The 15,147-nt window shown below is 58.2% G+C and carries 17 protein-coding genes and 1 tRNA gene; 9 read left to right on the forward strand and 9 right to left on the reverse strand.

Going from position 1 to position 15,147, the window contains the following annotated elements:
• Positions 1-76 precede the first annotated feature (76 nt).
• The 5 genes from uca (at position 77) to V3W39_RS30665 (ending at position 6,076) form a co-directional block, all read left to right on the forward strand.
• A complete protein-coding gene (uca, locus tag V3W39_RS30645; protein ID WP_330213968.1) occupies positions 77-3,697 on the forward strand; it encodes an urea carboxylase in 3,621 nt (1,206 codons plus the stop codon).
• A 73-nt stretch (positions 3,698-3,770) separates the two neighbouring features.
• Complete coding sequence (locus V3W39_RS30650; protein ID WP_063032670.1) at positions 3,771-3,983, forward strand: cysteine-rich CWC family protein; 213 nt, start codon at positions 3,771-3,773, stop codon at positions 3,981-3,983.
• The gene (locus tag V3W39_RS30655; RefSeq protein ID WP_330213969.1) at positions 3,983-4,675 is read left to right on the forward strand and encodes a pseudouridine synthase; all 693 of its coding nucleotides are present in this window, start codon (positions 3,983-3,985) and stop codon (positions 4,673-4,675) included. The genes V3W39_RS30650 and V3W39_RS30655 overlap by 1 nt, the downstream gene beginning before the upstream one ends.
• Before the next feature lie 305 nt (positions 4,676-4,980).
• On the forward strand, positions 4,981-5,865 hold the full coding sequence (locus V3W39_RS30660; RefSeq protein WP_177045098.1) for an alpha/beta fold hydrolase: 885 nt from the start codon (positions 4,981-4,983) through the stop codon (positions 5,863-5,865).
• 137 nt (positions 5,866-6,002) lie between these two features.
• A tRNA-Gly gene (locus V3W39_RS30665) sits at positions 6,003-6,076 on the forward strand.
• 118 nt (positions 6,077-6,194) lie between these two features.
• Here the strand turns inward: V3W39_RS30665 and V3W39_RS30670 are convergent.
• From V3W39_RS30670 to lysA, 4 genes are all read right to left on the reverse strand, one after another.
• Complete coding sequence (locus V3W39_RS30670) at positions 6,195-6,572, reverse strand: DUF6232 family protein (protein WP_177113949.1); 378 nt, start codon at positions 6,570-6,572, stop codon at positions 6,195-6,197.
• A gap of 239 nt (positions 6,573-6,811) precedes the next feature.
• Complete coding sequence (locus V3W39_RS30675; RefSeq protein WP_063032677.1) at positions 6,812-7,051, reverse strand: DUF6124 family protein; 240 nt, start codon at positions 7,049-7,051, stop codon at positions 6,812-6,814.
• A gap of 393 nt (positions 7,052-7,444) precedes the next feature.
• The gene (locus V3W39_RS30680) at positions 7,445-8,251 is read right to left on the reverse strand and encodes a polysaccharide lyase family 7 protein (RefSeq protein ID WP_330213970.1); all 807 of its coding nucleotides are present in this window, start codon (positions 8,249-8,251) and stop codon (positions 7,445-7,447) included.
• A gap of 19 nt (positions 8,252-8,270) precedes the next feature.
• Positions 8,271-9,509 carry a diaminopimelate decarboxylase gene (lysA, locus tag V3W39_RS30685; protein WP_330213971.1) on the reverse strand — a complete coding sequence of 413 codons (1,239 nt, stop codon included), beginning with the start codon at positions 9,507-9,509 and terminating at the stop codon, positions 8,271-8,273.
• 127 nt (positions 9,510-9,636) lie between these two features.
• Between lysA and V3W39_RS30690 the strand changes: the two genes are divergently transcribed.
• Positions 9,637-10,563 carry a LysR family transcriptional regulator gene (locus tag V3W39_RS30690; protein WP_177079554.1) on the forward strand — a complete coding sequence of 309 codons (927 nt, stop codon included), beginning with the start codon at positions 9,637-9,639 and terminating at the stop codon, positions 10,561-10,563.
• A 64-nt stretch (positions 10,564-10,627) separates the two neighbouring features.
• Here the strand turns inward: V3W39_RS30690 and V3W39_RS30695 are convergent, their stop codons facing one another.
• Complete coding sequence (locus V3W39_RS30695) at positions 10,628-10,867, reverse strand: DUF6124 family protein (protein WP_169387304.1); 240 nt, start codon at positions 10,865-10,867, stop codon at positions 10,628-10,630.
• A 470-nt stretch (positions 10,868-11,337) separates the two neighbouring features.
• On the opposite strand from V3W39_RS30695, the gene V3W39_RS30700 reads away from it, so the two are divergent.
• On the forward strand, positions 11,338-11,619 hold the full coding sequence (locus tag V3W39_RS30700) for a BrnT family toxin (RefSeq protein WP_177079555.1): 282 nt from the start codon (positions 11,338-11,340) through the stop codon (positions 11,617-11,619).
• A gap of 3 nt (positions 11,620-11,622) precedes the next feature.
• The gene (locus V3W39_RS30705) at positions 11,623-11,991 is read left to right on the forward strand and encodes a BrnA antitoxin family protein (RefSeq protein WP_177079556.1); all 369 of its coding nucleotides are present in this window, start codon (positions 11,623-11,625) and stop codon (positions 11,989-11,991) included.
• Here the strand turns inward: V3W39_RS30705 and V3W39_RS30710 are convergent.
• The gene (locus tag V3W39_RS30710; RefSeq protein WP_330213972.1) at positions 11,899-12,414 is read right to left on the reverse strand and encodes a GNAT family N-acetyltransferase; all 516 of its coding nucleotides are present in this window, start codon (positions 12,412-12,414) and stop codon (positions 11,899-11,901) included. The two genes, V3W39_RS30705 and V3W39_RS30710, sit on opposite strands and share 93 nt — an antisense overlap.
• 134 nt (positions 12,415-12,548) lie before the next feature.
• Positions 12,549-13,439 carry an SDR family oxidoreductase gene (locus V3W39_RS30715; RefSeq protein WP_330213973.1) on the reverse strand — a complete coding sequence of 297 codons (891 nt, stop codon included), beginning with the start codon at positions 13,437-13,439 and terminating at the stop codon, positions 12,549-12,551.
• Between the two features lie 95 nt (positions 13,440-13,534).
• On the opposite strand from V3W39_RS30715, the gene V3W39_RS30720 reads away from it, so the two are divergent.
• A complete protein-coding gene (locus V3W39_RS30720) occupies positions 13,535-14,347 on the forward strand; it encodes a helix-turn-helix transcriptional regulator (RefSeq protein WP_330213974.1) in 813 nt (270 codons plus the stop codon).
• Between the two features lie 106 nt (positions 14,348-14,453).
• Here V3W39_RS30720 and V3W39_RS30725 read toward each other — a convergent pair whose 3' ends face one another.
• Complete coding sequence (locus tag V3W39_RS30725; protein ID WP_259200995.1) at positions 14,454-14,744, reverse strand: helix-turn-helix domain-containing protein; 291 nt, start codon at positions 14,742-14,744, stop codon at positions 14,454-14,456.
• Entirely contained in the window at positions 14,744-15,058 is a 315-nt protein-coding gene (locus V3W39_RS30730) for a hypothetical protein (RefSeq protein WP_330213975.1), read from the reverse strand. The genes V3W39_RS30725 and V3W39_RS30730 overlap by 1 nt, the downstream gene beginning before the upstream one ends.
• Positions 15,059-15,147: the final 89 nt, after the last annotated feature.

Here is a 15,147-nt window from a genome sequence, read left to right on the forward strand (position 1 = left end):
CAGCGCCATCCACATTTGCGGGACGGCCCGCATCCCAGGACAAGGCCGAACACACATCGGCCTGCGGGGTTTTGCCATGTTCGAAAAACTGTTGATCGCCAACCGTGGCGCCATCGCCTGCCGCATCCTGCGCACCTTGCGCGAGCTTTCGGTCAGGGGCGTTGCGGTGTATTCCGAGGCCGATGCTGCCAGCCTGCATATCCAGCAGGCGGATGAGGCCTACAGCCTGGGCGAAGGCGCGGCGGCCGGCACGTATCTGTCGGTAGAGAAAATCCTCGCCACGGCCAAGGCCTGTGGTGCCACGGCGATTCATCCCGGCTACGGCTTTCTCTCGGAAAACGCCGCCTTTGCCGAAGCCTGCGAAACAGCCGGCATCGCCTTCGTCGGCCCTACACCGGAACAGCTGCGAGTGTTCGGCCTCAAGCACACCGCCCGCGCGTTGGCCAAGCAACACAACATCTCCTTGCTGGAAGGCACCGAGTTGCTCAACAGCCTCGACGCCGCCCTGCTGGCCGGGGAAACCGTGGGCTATCCCATCATGCTCAAAAGCACCGCAGGCGGTGGCGGTATCGGCATGCGCGTGTGCAACAGCGCCGATGAATTGCGCGACTGTTTCGAGACGGTCAAACGCCTGGGCCAGAACAACTTCAGCGATGCTGGCGTGTTTATCGAGAAGTACATCCAGCACGCCCGGCATCTGGAAGTGCAGGTGTTTGGCGATGGGTGCGGCGAGGTGATCGCCCTCGGCGTGCGCGACTGTTCGGTACAGCGGCGTAACCAGAAAGTGCTGGAAGAAACCCCGGCACCGAACCTGCCCGAAGGGATGGCCGATGAGCTTTGCCGAGCAGCAATCACCTTGGCCAAAGCGGTGAACTACCGCAGTGCTGGCACCGTGGAATTTATCTTTGATAGCGCCGATGGCCGCTTCTATTTTCTGGAAGTGAACACCCGGTTGCAGGTGGAGCATGGCGTCACCGAGCAGGTATGGAACGTGGATCTGGTGCGCTGGATGGTGCAACTGGCCGCCGGGGAATTGCCGCCGCTGCGGGAGCTGGAGTTGCAGCCCCACGGCCACGCGATTCAGGCACGCCTGTATGCCGAAGACCCGGGCCGGGATTTTCAGCCGAGCCCGGGGTTGTTGACCTGTGTGGATTTCCCCGCCGCTGAAGGCCTGCGCATCGACACGTGGGTGGAGGCCGGTTGCGAGATCCCGCCGTACTTCGACCCGATGATCGCCAAGCTCATCACCTGGGCACCGACTCGCGAACAGGCACGCCTGGACCTGCAACAAGCATTGAGCAACAGTCAGTTGTATGGCGTGGAAACCAACCGGGATTACCTGCGCCAGATTCTGCTGGCCGCACCGTTCGCCAGCGGGCAGCCGTGGACCCGCTGCCTGGAAGGTCTGGTGTACCGCGCCGATACGTTTGAGGTGCTGAGCGCCGGCACGCAGACCAGCGTTCAGGATTACCCGGGGCGCCTCGGTTACTGGGCCGTGGGCGTACCGCCGTCGGGGCCGATGGACAGCCGCGCCTTGCGGCTGGGCAATCGCCTGCTGGGCAATGCCGAGGGTGCTGCGGCGCTTGAGATCACCATGAGCGGGCCGTTGTTGCGCTTCAATTGTGCGGCGGTGGTGGCGGTGACCGGCGCGGACATTGCGCTGCGGTTGAATGATGACGTGGTGCCGATGAACACCGCGTTACTGATCCCGGCAGGCGCTACCTTGAGCCTGGGCACCATCGCCGGGGCTGGTGCGCGCAGCTACCTGTGCGTGCGCGGCGGGTTGCAGGTTCCGGATTATCTGGGCAGCAAAAGTACCTTCACCCTGGGCCAGTTTGGTGGACATGGCGGGCGGGCTTTGCGAGCGGGGGATGTGTTGCATCTGCTGCCGCTTTCGGACGTTAGCGCGGGCCAACAACTGGTACCCGAGCCCCTTGCCGAGGTGCGAACACTGCGGGTGATCTACGGCCCTCACGGCGCACCGGAATACTTCAAGCCTGAGTACATCGACACCTTCTTCGCGACCCAGTGGGAAGTGCACTTCAACTCCAGCCGCACGGGCGTGAGGCTGATCGGGCCGAAGCCATTGTGGGCGCGTACCGATGGTGGCGAGGCGGGGCTGCATCCGTCGAATATCCATGACAATCCCTATGCGATTGGTGCGGTGGATTTTACCGGAGACATGCCGGTGATCCTCAGCCCCGACGGCCCGAGCCTGGGCGGGTTTGTGTGCCCGGTGACGGTGATCGAGGCGGACTTGTGGCAGTTGGGCCAGCTTAAGGCCGGTGACAAAATCTGCTTCACCCCGGTCGACATTAAGACCGCCCGCGACCTCGCCCTGAAATGGGATCACTGTAGGAGCAAGCTTGCTCGCGATGCAGGCACCTCGGTACATCCGGAACACCGCATTGATACCATCGCCGGCAAGCCGGGCTCCTACAGTTCACCTGTGGTTCTGGATATCGGCACACAGGACACCCGCCTGGTCGCCCGCCTCGCCGGCGACACCCACCTGCTCCTGGAAATCGGCGCCCCGGAACTCGACCTGGTGCTGCGCTTTCGTGCCCACGCCCTGATGCAAGCCTTCGAAGCCCGGGCCCTGCACGGCATCATCGACCTGACACCCGGGATCCGCTCCCTGCAAATCCACTACCAGCCCGAACAACTGCCCCTCGCCGATCTCCTGGCGTTGATCACCAGCGAATGGCAAACCGTCTGCGCCAGCCAAAACCTGCAGGTGCCCTCGCGCATCGTCCACCTGCCACTCTCCTGGGACGACCCGGCCTGCCAACTGGCCATCGAAAAATACATGACCACCGTGCGCAAGGACGCCCCCTGGTGCCCGAGCAACCTGGAGTTCATCCGCCGCATCAACGACCTGGCCAACCTCGACGAAGTGCGCCACACCGTGTTCGATGCCAGCTACCTGGTGATGGGCCTGGGCGACGTCTACCTCGGCGCGCCCGTGGCCACGCCCCTGGACCCGCGCCACCGCCTGGTCACCACCAAGTACAACCCGGCACGCACCTGGACCGCTGAAAACTCCGTGGGCATCGGCGGCGCTTACCTGTGCGTGTACGGCATGGAAGGCCCCGGCGGCTATCAGTTCGTCGGGCGTACCTTGCAGATGTGGAACCGCTATCGGGAAGTGGCCGCGTTCGATGGCAAACCGTGGTTGCTGCGCTTCTTCGACCAGATCCGCTTTTACCCGGTAAGCGCGGACGAGCTAGTGCAGATTCGCCGGGATTTCCCCCTCGGGCGCTTTGAGTTGAGCATCGAACACAGCCAACTGAACCTGACGGATTACCAGGCCTTTCTCACCCGGGAAGCCGAGAGCATCGGCGCGTTTCGCGGGCAACAGCAAAGCGCGTTCAACGCCGAACGCGAACGCTGGATCGCCAGCGGCCAGGCGCATTTCGACAGTGAGGAACTCGCCCCGGCATTGGGCGAAGACACCCCGTTGCAGGCCAACGAATACAGCATCGACAGCCACATCGCCGGTAATCTCTGGCAGGTTCAGGTGGCCGTCGGCGAACCCGTCGCGGCAGGCGATGTGCTGGTGATCCTGGAGTCGATGAAAATGGAAATCCCGGTGCTCGCGCCGTTCGCCGGCACCGTGCGCGAAATTCCCGTGCGGCCGGGCAGCGGCATTGGCGCCGGGCAACGGGTGGTCGTGCTGGAGCGTGATTTGCAATAACGCGGCGGGGCTGTATCGTGCAAGGCACACCGGGTTTCACCGGGACCTTGTCCGATACAGCCTGAACCGACCGATGACCACGCCAACCCTCTGCCCCGCCTGCGGCGCCCGCAACGACTGCGCCCTGGCCGACCCGCGCACGGCCGACCAGGCCTGCTGGTGCTACTCCGTCAGCATCGACCCCGCGGTGCTTGAAGCCTTGCCGCCGGAGCTGCGCAACAAAGCCTGCCTGTGCCCGCGCTGTGCCCAGGTGGACGAGCAACTGCGCGGGAACGAGCGGTCGTAATGCGCGTAGACCGCTTCCTCAGCAACCTGCCCCGTTTCAACCGCAAACAGGTTCGCCTGTTGCTGGTGGAACGACGGATCACTGTCGACGGCCGGGCCGTCAGCGATCCGCATCACCCGGTGACCGAGTTCAACCGTGTGTTGCTGGATGACGAGGTGCTGCAAGCCGGCAAACCCGCGCGCTACTTCATGCTGCACAAACCCCAGGGCTGCGTGAGCGCCACATCAGACCCACAGCACCCCACCGTGCTCGACCTGTTGGATGAACCGGACAAGCACGAGCTGCACATCGCCGGTCGTCTGGATTTCAACACCACCGGTCTGCTGCTGATCACCAACGACGGCCAATGGTCGCGCCGCCTGACCCAGCCGCAAACCAAATTGCCCAAGGTTTACTACGTCGAGACCGAGCAGGAGATTGGGCCGCAATACGCGGCCACCTTCGCCGCCGGCCTGTACTTCGCCTTCGAAGACCTCACCACCCAGCCGGCGGAGTTGGAGCTATTGGGCCCCAGAACGGCGCGCCTGAGCATCATTGAAGGGCGTTATCACCAGGTGAAGCGCATGTTCGGGCACTTCGACAACAAAGTGATGCGCCTGCACCGCGAGCGCATGGGGCCGCTGGAATTGGACCCGGCCCTTGCCCCGGGGCAGTACCGGGCGCTGACGGCCGCTGAAATCCAACAGGTCTGATGACCGTTCAGCCGATGATGGCAAAAAACCACGCCTGTGACTGGCGAACTGGCATCCCTGATGCTTGAATCAACCCAGCCAGCCGCAATCTGACTGGCGAGTCACCCCTACCTACAAGAAACACTTTGCCCGTCCGCACCCTTTATCTGCGGGCCTCTCACGGCAAATTGCCCGCCATAACAACACCCGTCGGCCAGCCAGTTTCGGATCGACATGGGCCCTCACTTCCAGGCGTATGCCTACCTGTCACAAAGCTCGTGCAGAGTGATCTGCGCGCATTACCCGCTTGCCAGGAGTCTTATGACATGAGGCCAGAAATCGCTGTGCTGGATATACAGGGTCAGTATCGGGTTTACACGGAGTTCTATCGCGCGGACGCAGCCGCCAAGACCATCATCCTGGTCAACGGCTCAATGGCCACCACCGCGTCTTTCGCTCAGACCGTGAAAAGCCTGCACCCGACGTTCAACGTGGTTTTGTACGACCAGCCCTACGCCGGTCGCTCAAAAATCCACAACCGCCACGAGCATATGCTGACGAAAGAAGTCGAAGGCCAGATTCTTCTGGAACTCATCGACCACTTCGCCGCCGAACACGTGCTGTCCTTTTCCTGGGGCGGCGCTGCGACCCTCGTCGCCCTCGCCCACCGGCCGCGCCGTGTGGAAAAGGCCGTGATCAGCTCGTTCTCCCCGGTGATCAACGCCCCCATGCGCGACTACCTGGAGCGCGGCGTCGACTACCTCGGCAACCTCGACCGCGACCGCGTGGGCCATCTGGTCAACAGCACCATCGGCAAACACCTGCCGTCGCTGTTCAAGCGCTACAACTACAAACACGTGAGCGGCCTGGCCGAGCATGAGTATGGGCAGATGCACTTTCACATCAGCCACGTGCTGAACAGCGACCGGCTGTGCTACCTCAAGGCGGCGAAGCAGATTGATATACCGGTGCTGTTCTTGAACGGCGAATGGGACGAGTACACCAGCGCCCAGGATGCGAAGCTGTTTGGGCAACATATTGCAAAAAGCAGCTTCGGGACGATCCAGGCGACCGGGCACTTTTTGGACATGGAGCACAAGGCTGCATGCCGGGATAGCCGGGAGGCGTTGATGGGCTTTTTGAGGCCGGAGCAGCAACCCAGCCGGTTGCGATACCACGCGTCGCAGCCACAGCATGCCTTTGCCGTATGAGCGACGGGGTTGTGGGTGGGCTGGATTTCCCAGGGGATTCGCCTGCCCACGACCGGCCGTTGGCACGTAAAACACAGATTTTTCGAAGAAAAACTTCAAATCCGCGAGCACATCTGGTACAAAGTCAGCCGTTCTGAGCGGGTATAGTTTAGTGGTAGAACGAAAGCTTCCCAAGCTTTAGATGAGGGTTCGATTCCCTCTACCCGCTCCACTCAGATTTTGGTTTCACGTCAGGATGGTTTTGACGGGAGATGATAAAAAAACCGGCTCTTGGTGGCCGGTTTTTTTATGGGTGACGGTTTCGCGTTTAAGCCTTCTAAAGACAAGCTCTAGCCTCGGTAGATGATGGCCTCATTCAAAGCCGCCACGACCTTCGAAATCCAAGAGAGGTCTTTATCCTGCAGCGCTTGTTGTTCGCCAGAGGAGGTAGAAAGGACAATAAAATAAGTGCTTTTTTGTAAATACAACCAAGCACCACCCGCTAACACCAAACCAATCGAAATCAAATTTACTCCCTTGTTATAACCAACGATCAAGCCAACCACGAGCAATATCAAAGGCAGCAATCGATTCGGATCAATTTGTGAAGTTTTTACGGCGGTGACGCCGCTCATGGCAAAAGTCTTCTGACCCGGCAAAATAAAGCGAGTGTTGGTAACTTTGACTGCGCGCTCGTCAAAAAATACCTTTTCCTGTTGAGCTTCCATTGCTTCTCCAATTTACGTAGATGACCAGATTTCAGCCGGTCCAAAATGAGCGACCTCACTAGCAGCAAAAGGCCATCTACAGAGTAATGCGTAATGCCTAAAACTCCTATTCGGGCGTGCAGGTAGCTTTAAATCTATATCGAATGGCGGTGACGACAAGAGATTCATATCCCACGACAGGAAACTTGGCTGCCCTTCCCTTGGTATGTGCGGCCTGGAAGGGAAAGCCTTTTACAGAATCAAGAAACGCGATCCACTCGGTCCTGCACGGCCTCTACCAGTAGAAGCCCCAACTCAATCATTTGCTGAATCGCCAAGGCCAGACAGCGATGCTCGTCTGGCAGGTTATCTGCAAATTCGTTGGTCATGGCGCCTGCGCCAGCAATGGTTTCGTAGGCGTTGGCGAGCAATGCATCGGTGCCGATTTCGGGACGTACGCTGAATATTCTTACGGGTGAATTATACGAGTCAGTACACATCTGTTGATCCTCAAGAAGGACCACCGCCCAATACTGCGGAGATAGGGTGGCAGCTGTACGCAGGTTAGTAGACCGGGTAGCTTTCAAAACCGGCGCGCCCGAAGACGCCCTGCGCACAGCTACCGTCAAGTACAGGCATTGAAGTGCCTGACTGATGGGACAGCCATACGCCAAAAGCTACAACGGGCTACTAAACCCGACCGCTGATGGGCAGCGGCTGACGAACCTTAAAGAGGTCGCCCAAGGCGTACAACCGGGACGATTCTGATGGTTGTGTAGGCAACGCCGCAAGATTCATCATTGCTTGCTTAACCAAATCAGACTGCAATCTCTGGCAACAAGAAAGCAGCAGAGAGCGTCCGGGATAACTCTCCGAAACCTCATCGCACCTGCCTACTGGTAACTCACATCCAGGGAAGTGTACGCAACAATAGCTGCCCCGCCGTCCTGTTCAGCGGTCTGGTTGTAATTCCCGGCCTTGAAATACAGATTAATGCCCTGCCAACTCGATGGCGAAATATCAAACTCCCGGCTGGATTGCCTGCCATTTGCCGCAGCGGAAACCACCAGGACCATGCCGTCTTCGGAGCCCTTGACCTCAATCTTGTAATTCAGCTTGTCGTTAAGCTTCAGCCCCGTCAGCAAGACCGTCCTCTGCTCCTTCTGTCCATAGCGCGTTTTGGTCCCGGCGACGATTGAGCCATCCTCCCAGCGAAGCTTCAGCAGTTCCGATCCTCCCGCCTTGTCGCCATGTATCTGGGCAAAAATGATGGATTGGGTGCTTGGGTTTTGCACCACATAAAGCTCGCCGGACTGGGCGTTATCAAATACCTCGCCTGCGGTGAACTCTCTTTTTGCCCGCAGCTCAACCCGGGGATAGTGACTGTTGGGCGTCGCGTTAAGGCCCGAGGGTGTGTTGAATACCACCGCTCCTTCCGGCACGCCTTGATGGCATCCCAATGAGCGATAACAGTTTGTGTAGAAATAGGCGTTCTGAAGATTTTCGCCGATCGCTATTTCTTCAGGCGTACCTTGTGCATTGAAGTCCTGAAGCACGTACGCACGGCTCAGGTTGGGCAGGTTGCTGCCTGGGGATTTTGTGACATCCAGGGCAAAGGCATTTGCACCGTCAAAAATCGCTCCAATGGCCAATACCGACACCGCGATGAATCTAGCGCCAAACACTTTAAATTCGTGCATCACCGTCACCGATTATTCGTCAAAGCCCCAACTCCAGCGCCAGCAAATCCGACAGCGGTTGCGGGCGTCGAATCAATTTCCCCTGCCCGTGCTCGATCAACACTTCCGGCAGCAGCGGGCGGCTATTGTAATTGGACGACATGGCGGCGCCATACGCGCCGGTATCGTGTATCACCAACAAATCGCCCACCCGCGCTTGCGGCAACATGCGGGGCGTGATGCCCTGTTCATCCTGCGTGAAAATATCGCCGGCCTCGCATAACGGGCCGCCCACTACGCACAGGTGCTCCGGCCGGCTGACCGGCACACCTTGGGCGTCCAGCAATGTCATGTGGTGATAGGCACCATAGAGGGCGGGCCGCATCAGGTCGTTGAAGCCGGCGTCCACCAGGATGAAGTTCCTGCTGCCGACTTTTTTTACCGCGCGAACTTCGGTGACCAGACAGCCCGACTCCGCGACCAGGAAGCGGCCCGGCTCGATTTCCATGCGTACCGGATGACCGAGCCAGGCCTCAATCTCCTGTTTGGCCTGACGCCATGTGCTCGCGTAACTCTGGATATCCACCGGTTCATCTTGCGCCCGATAAGGCGTGGCAAGCCCACCACCGATGGAAAATGCCTCGATATCGTGGTCCAGTGCTTTCACCACCGAGACCATCGCACAGCCCACTTGCTCAAGGTGCGCGTAATCCACGCCGGAGCCGATATGCATGTGCACGCCCACCAGCTTCAGGCCAAATTGCCGGATCACGTTGAGCGCGTCCCGGACCTGCTCGTGCCAGATTCCGTGCTTGCTGTTTTCACCACCGGTGTTGGTCTTGCGGCTGTGACCGTGACCAAACCCCGGATTGATCCGCAGCCAAACCCGGTGACCGGGCGACCGCTGACCCAGTTGGCGCAGCATATCAATCGAGCCGGTGTTCACTTCCAGCTGCAGTTCCACCACACGGCGCAACGTCGCTTCATCGAATAAATCACAGGTAAAAACAATGCCCGCCGGGTCACCGTCGGGGCTGAATCCAGCCAGCAGTGCCCGCTCGATTTCCCCCTGCGATACCGCATCGATCCGCATGCCTTGTTCGCGAATCAACCGAAGAATATGCAGGTTGGAGCAGGCTTTCTGCGCGTATCGAACCACATCAAAACCCTGCAACTGGTCTATTCGGGCCCTGATGGTCTCGGCCTCGTAACACCAGAGCGGGGTACCGTGCTGTCTTGCAGACGCGGCCAATGACTGGAAAACGGAGGTGTTGGGCATGGCGTTTTTCTTTCTGAAATAGGGAGAGAAACCAGCATGCCCGGCGCTTGGCATTCAATAAAATACCTATTCTTTGCCGCGCGATTCAGTTTTGATATGGTTTTGGTTAATTGGGTAGAGGTCTGGGATGGAAGTCTCCATACGGCATATCGAGGTGTTCCGGGCCATCATGCAGGCCGGCAGCGTCACGGGAGCGGCGCAGTTGCTATTTACTTCCCAACCGACGGTCAGCCGGGAGCTGGCGCGACTGGAAAAACTCTCTGGCCTGAGACTCTTTGATCGCGCGGGTGGGAGGCTGGCACCGACAGCCCAGGCGATCATGCTGTTCGAGGAGGTTGAGCGTTCCTACATCGGCCTGGAACGAATCAACAGCGTTGCACAGTCAATTCGTCGCTTTGAACATGGCCAACTGAGCGTCACATGTCTTCCGCTGTTTTCCCAGACGCTTTTGCCCAAGGTCTTTAAGCGCTTTCAGCAACAGCATGTCGGCATAGCCTTGAGCATTGCGGCACAGGAAACGCCCCTGCTGGAAGAATCACTCAGCGCACAGCGTTACGACCTCGGATTGACCGAAGGCGAACATGCGCCTCAGGGCACTCAAGGGAAATTACTCTTTTGTTCCGACATGGTGTGCGTACTGCCGGACGGTGATCCTTTGTTGGCTAAACCGTTGCTGACACTGGAAGACTTTCAGGGGGTGAATTTCATCAACCTGTCGGGCCTGGACATCTATCGTCAAACCCTGGATGAGCATTTCCGCCGGGCCGGTGTGGACCGGCATATTGTCGTCGAAACAACCAACGCTGCGTCGGTGTGTGCCATGGTCAGGCAACAGCTGGGAGTGGCAATTATCAACCCGTTGACGGCGGTGGCGGAGGCCGGTGACGGGCTGGCCATTCGGCCGATCAGCGTATCGATTCCGTATCGGGTCATGCTGATCAGGCCCGATTATCGACCGTCCTCTCTCTTCGTCGACGCGTTCTGTGACGCGCTGATTGAAGAGGCAGCGAGTCTCGCAGACCGTTTGGATTTGAGGCGGGGACGTTCGAGCTAACAGAAATTTGGCTTCCTTCCCCTTGGTATGGGCGGCCTGGGAAGGCAAGCCTGTTACAGGATGCCTAGGCGACTGAGTCCACGCGGTCTTGTGCCGCCTCCACCAGCATCAGGCCCAACTCAATGGTTTGCTGAATCGCCAAGGCCAGACAGCGATGCTCGTCTGGCAGGTTATCTGCAAATTCGTTGGTCATGGCGCCAGCGCCGGCAATGGTTTCGTAGGCGTTGGCGAGTAATGCATCGGTGCCGATTTCGGGACGTACGCTGAATATTCTTACGGGTGAATTATACGAGTCAGTACACATCTGTTGATCCTCGGTTAGGACCACCTTCCAGAGCTACTAAACAAAGGGTGGCGGCTATACGCGGGTTAGTAGACCGGTTGATCAACGAAACCGGCGCGCCCAAAGGCGCCCCGCGTACAGCCACCATAAAGACCAGACATTCAAACGTCTGAGAAATGGCACAGCCATACGCCGTTGATCAAATCGGGCTACTAAACCCGACCGCTGATGGGCAGCGGCTGACGAACCTTAAAGAGGTCGCCCAAGGCGTACAACCGGGACGATTCTGATGGTTGTGTAGGCAATGGAGCAAGATTCCTCTTCCAGATAGTAGTGCCCCAACAATCTCCGCTTGACCCCTCCGCGTCCCTACGCACGAAACATCCCCCTCACACAGGTCATATCAACTTCGACCGACGGAAATCCGTGCGCCCCTCCCTCAAGATCCATCCCCCAATTAACCGCTTTTTTATACATATAAAATATGCATAATGAAAACCTTCAGAATCCAGTATGACTACACAAAGAACACCCTGAATCAACTAAAGCACAAAGGTGTGAGCCTGGCAGATGCTGAACCGGTATTTCACGACGCGAAAGCACTGATGATAGAAGACCGCGACCACGATGAAGAACGCTGGATAGTCGTGGGCAAAGACGCAAAGGACCGAATATTGGTGGTGGCCTACACCTATCGTGATCCGAATTTCGTACGCATCATCAGTGCAAGGCTCGCATCCAAAAATGAACGACGCCAGTATCTGGAGGTTTGAACCATGAAAGACGAATACGATTTCAGCACAGGCAATCGTGGTGCTATCGCAAGCAACAAAGGCAAGACACGCATCACCATCATGCTGGATGACGTCGTGATCGATGCAGCCCGCGCGTGCGCCGAAAACGCTGGTACTGGCTATCAGACGGTGATCAATAACATTCTGCGTCAGGCGCTGGTCTCTCAGGATGCACATAACCTGGTAACCGCCCCGAAAAAGCGGGCTAAAACCTTGCATGTCATCAATGACGGGATCAATGCATCCGATGTCGAAGCGCTAGAACAGCAACTGCTTGCTGTCGCGGGGGAGTTGCATCGTGTGCTGGGAACGCACAACTCGGGCAAACATAAAGCCAAGCCTCAACCGTGATGCTTCCCAATGATCAAACGGCGCGTGCCACTCACCGAATCCGCTTGAAATAAACCAGTTCCGAATCGTCCTCATCCAGGTTTTCGATAACGCCGCTTGGCGAAAAACCGGACCGGCGATGAGTTTTCGGGATGCAATGTCGGACGTACTCGCTGAGGTAAAAAGCTTCGACGTCTTGCAGACCAGTTCAGACGCAGCAAGCAAACGAAGCGCTATCCCTTGGCGTTGGAATGCCGGAGAAACAACGACTAACGAAACAAACCCGTTCTCGAAAAAGTCGTGCTTCAGAACGAGATAGCCCACCACACTGCCAGACTCGACAGCCACGAGACATTCGCATGCCTTAACGGCCTCGCGGACAAACTCACTGCGGCGGATATCCGACTTGGCGTAGTCATCAAACTCGAGCATTGCGCCCCCCATCCTCAAGCGTCGCCAATCGGATGAATGAGGCTGTGTTTGTTTCTCTGTTCCAACTCATCGGTGCGGAGTCCTAGTGAGGGCAGACCACTTCAGTAGACAATAACATTGGTAATCTGCCCTCCAACAACCCAACCCTAAAAGCCCTCCAACTGCGCAAGATCCGCAAGCAGCCCCGGCCCCACCGGCTCCCATCCCAACGTCCTGCGGGTAACCACACTGGACGCTGGCATATCGTGAGCGGTAAACATCGACAACCACCCAAAAAAACCTTGAGCCTCTTCCGCCGAAATGGATTTAACCGGCAACCCTAGCCGCGTCCCCAACACCTCGGCTATCTCCCGCTGCGACACACCCTCCTCCGCCACCGCGTGATACCTCGCGCCCGGCTCAGCCTTTTCAATCGCCAGCCTGTAGAGCCGCGCCACATCCAGAATATGCGCCGCCGGCCAGCGGTTTTGCCCTTGCGCGATGTAGGCGCAAACACCTTTCTCGCGATACAACTCGATCACCGGGCTGACCAGCCCCTGTCGGAACGTGTCATGTACCTGTGGCAAGCGCATCACCGAGACGTTCACGCCCGTCTCGGCTACAGCGTTGGCCGCTTCTTCCGACGCTGCACGGGAAATCTGCGCTGAGGTCACCACCGCACCATCCTCCGTTGCCAACTGCCCCGGCACGGTGCTCGCGATTCCGACGCCGGAGGTGATGATCAGCGGTCGATCCGACCCGACAAGCGCCTCTCCCAGCGCCTGGATAACCCGGCGGTCATCCTCGCAGTTCGCGACGAATGTCGAGAAGTCATGATTGAACGCCAGGTGAATCACGCCATCCGCTTGGGCGGCCCCGGCCTTGAGGCTTGCCAGGTCCTCAAGCGACCCACGGTGCACTTGGGCACCGGCCGCCTCCAGCGCTGCCACCTTGTCGTCCGACCGGCACAACCCCAGCACTTCATGGCCCGCCGAGATCAGCTCCTTGACGACCGCCGACCCGATAAACCCGCTGGCACCCGTGATAAATATGCGCATGAACCGTATCTCCGTGTGTATTCAGAGACTAATCTGTGCGCTTGCCCTATACGGGTAAAGTAGTGAAGTTATCAGGGTATAGAGGCTAACAGGCTATGAGCGGGAATCTGCTGGGCACCTATCTGAAAGACCGACGTACCCGGCTTGATCCGGCGGCGTTCGGCTTCTCATCGGCACGCCGTCGTACGCCCGGGTTGCGTCGTGAAGAGGTGGCGCAGCGCGCGAATATCAGCCCTACCTGGTACACCTGGCTGGAACAGGGCCGTGGCGGCGCGCCGTCGGTGGAAGTGCTGGAACGCATTGCCCAGGCGTTGATGCTGACGGATATCGAGCGCGAGCATCTGTTTCTTCTGGCCTTCGGACGCCCACCCGAAGTGCGCTACCAACAGAACGAAACGGTGACGCCACGCCTGCAACGGGTGCTGGATGCCTTGAACCCCAGCGCCGCGATCCTGCGCACGGCGACCTGGGATGTGGTGGCCTGGAACCAGGCGGCGACGGTGATGTTGATGGACTACGGATCCCAGGCACCGGAACAGCGAAATATCCTGCGGTTCATGTTCCTGGATCCCAATTCCCGCGCAGCTCAATACGATTGGGAAAGCGTGGCGCGGTTTGTGTTGGGCGCCTTCAGGATTGATACGGCGCGCTCAGGTGCGGCAGAGCAGGTGCAGCCGATGGTGGATGAGCTGTGTCGGCGCAGTCCTGAGTTTAAGGCGATGTGGAGTGAGAACGATGTTCAGGGCGCCCATGGTGATGGCATCAAGCGGATACGCCATTCGGTGTTGGGGCCGATTGAATTTGAGTATTCGGTGTTTGCGGTCGATGGGCGCAAGGACCTGAATATGGTGGTGTACAACCCGGCGACGCCGGAGGATGCGCAGCGGATCGCATCGCTGATGAGATAGGTATTTGTGTCGGCGACCAGTAAGAAAAAACCGGCCTTGAGCCGGTGTTCTCTAGCCAGAATTTGAGCGCCCCTGGTTCGGACCAGACGCTTTACCGATAGCGTTACTAGTACTCAAGCGCCGCCAACACATGGCCAGGATCATTGTGGATAGCACGCAGTAACGCTCTCGCGGGACCTTCCGGCTCTCGCCTTCCCTGTTCCCAATTTTGAAGCGTTCCCACAGGTACATCGATTGCCTTTGCAAAGCGCGCTTGCGAAAGCCCTGTGGCCTGCCGAATCATTTTTACCTTCAGGGCATCAACATGAAATTCACGGGACGGCGCGCGCTCGCCACGAACGATTTCGTCCATTTGGGTCATGCTTTCGACCAGCCGATTGAAGAGCTTTTTTTCCATCACTCCCACCCTTTGTTTAACTCACTCAAGATCTTCTTCTGCGCCGAAGAAAGATCATCCTTGATTCCTTTACGGTAGATCAGAATCAACCTGATTTGATACGCAGCGCAGAGGAGATAGTAGATCACTCGAACGCCACCACTTTTGCCTTTGCCTTGAGCGATCCAGCGAACTTTTCTGAGGCCGTTGGTCCCTTGTATGACATCACCTGCTGTGGGATTTTCAGCCAAATACTCTTGAAACTCGCCGTAACTTTCATCACTCAGTAGGTCTGCCACATCTTCTGTAAATGCTAGCGATTCGATGAATATCATATTCACGCCTATGCGTCATTGGCGCATAGCCAGATTATTCGGTAGCATCCTGTCGCGCAATATCCGCTCGTCACTCATACATCGGCGCG

The sequence above is a fragment of the Pseudomonas sp. Z18(2022) genome, from assembly GCF_036346535.1.
GTDB classification, from domain to species: Bacteria; Pseudomonadota; Gammaproteobacteria; order Pseudomonadales; family Pseudomonadaceae; genus Aquipseudomonas; species Aquipseudomonas yamanorum_A.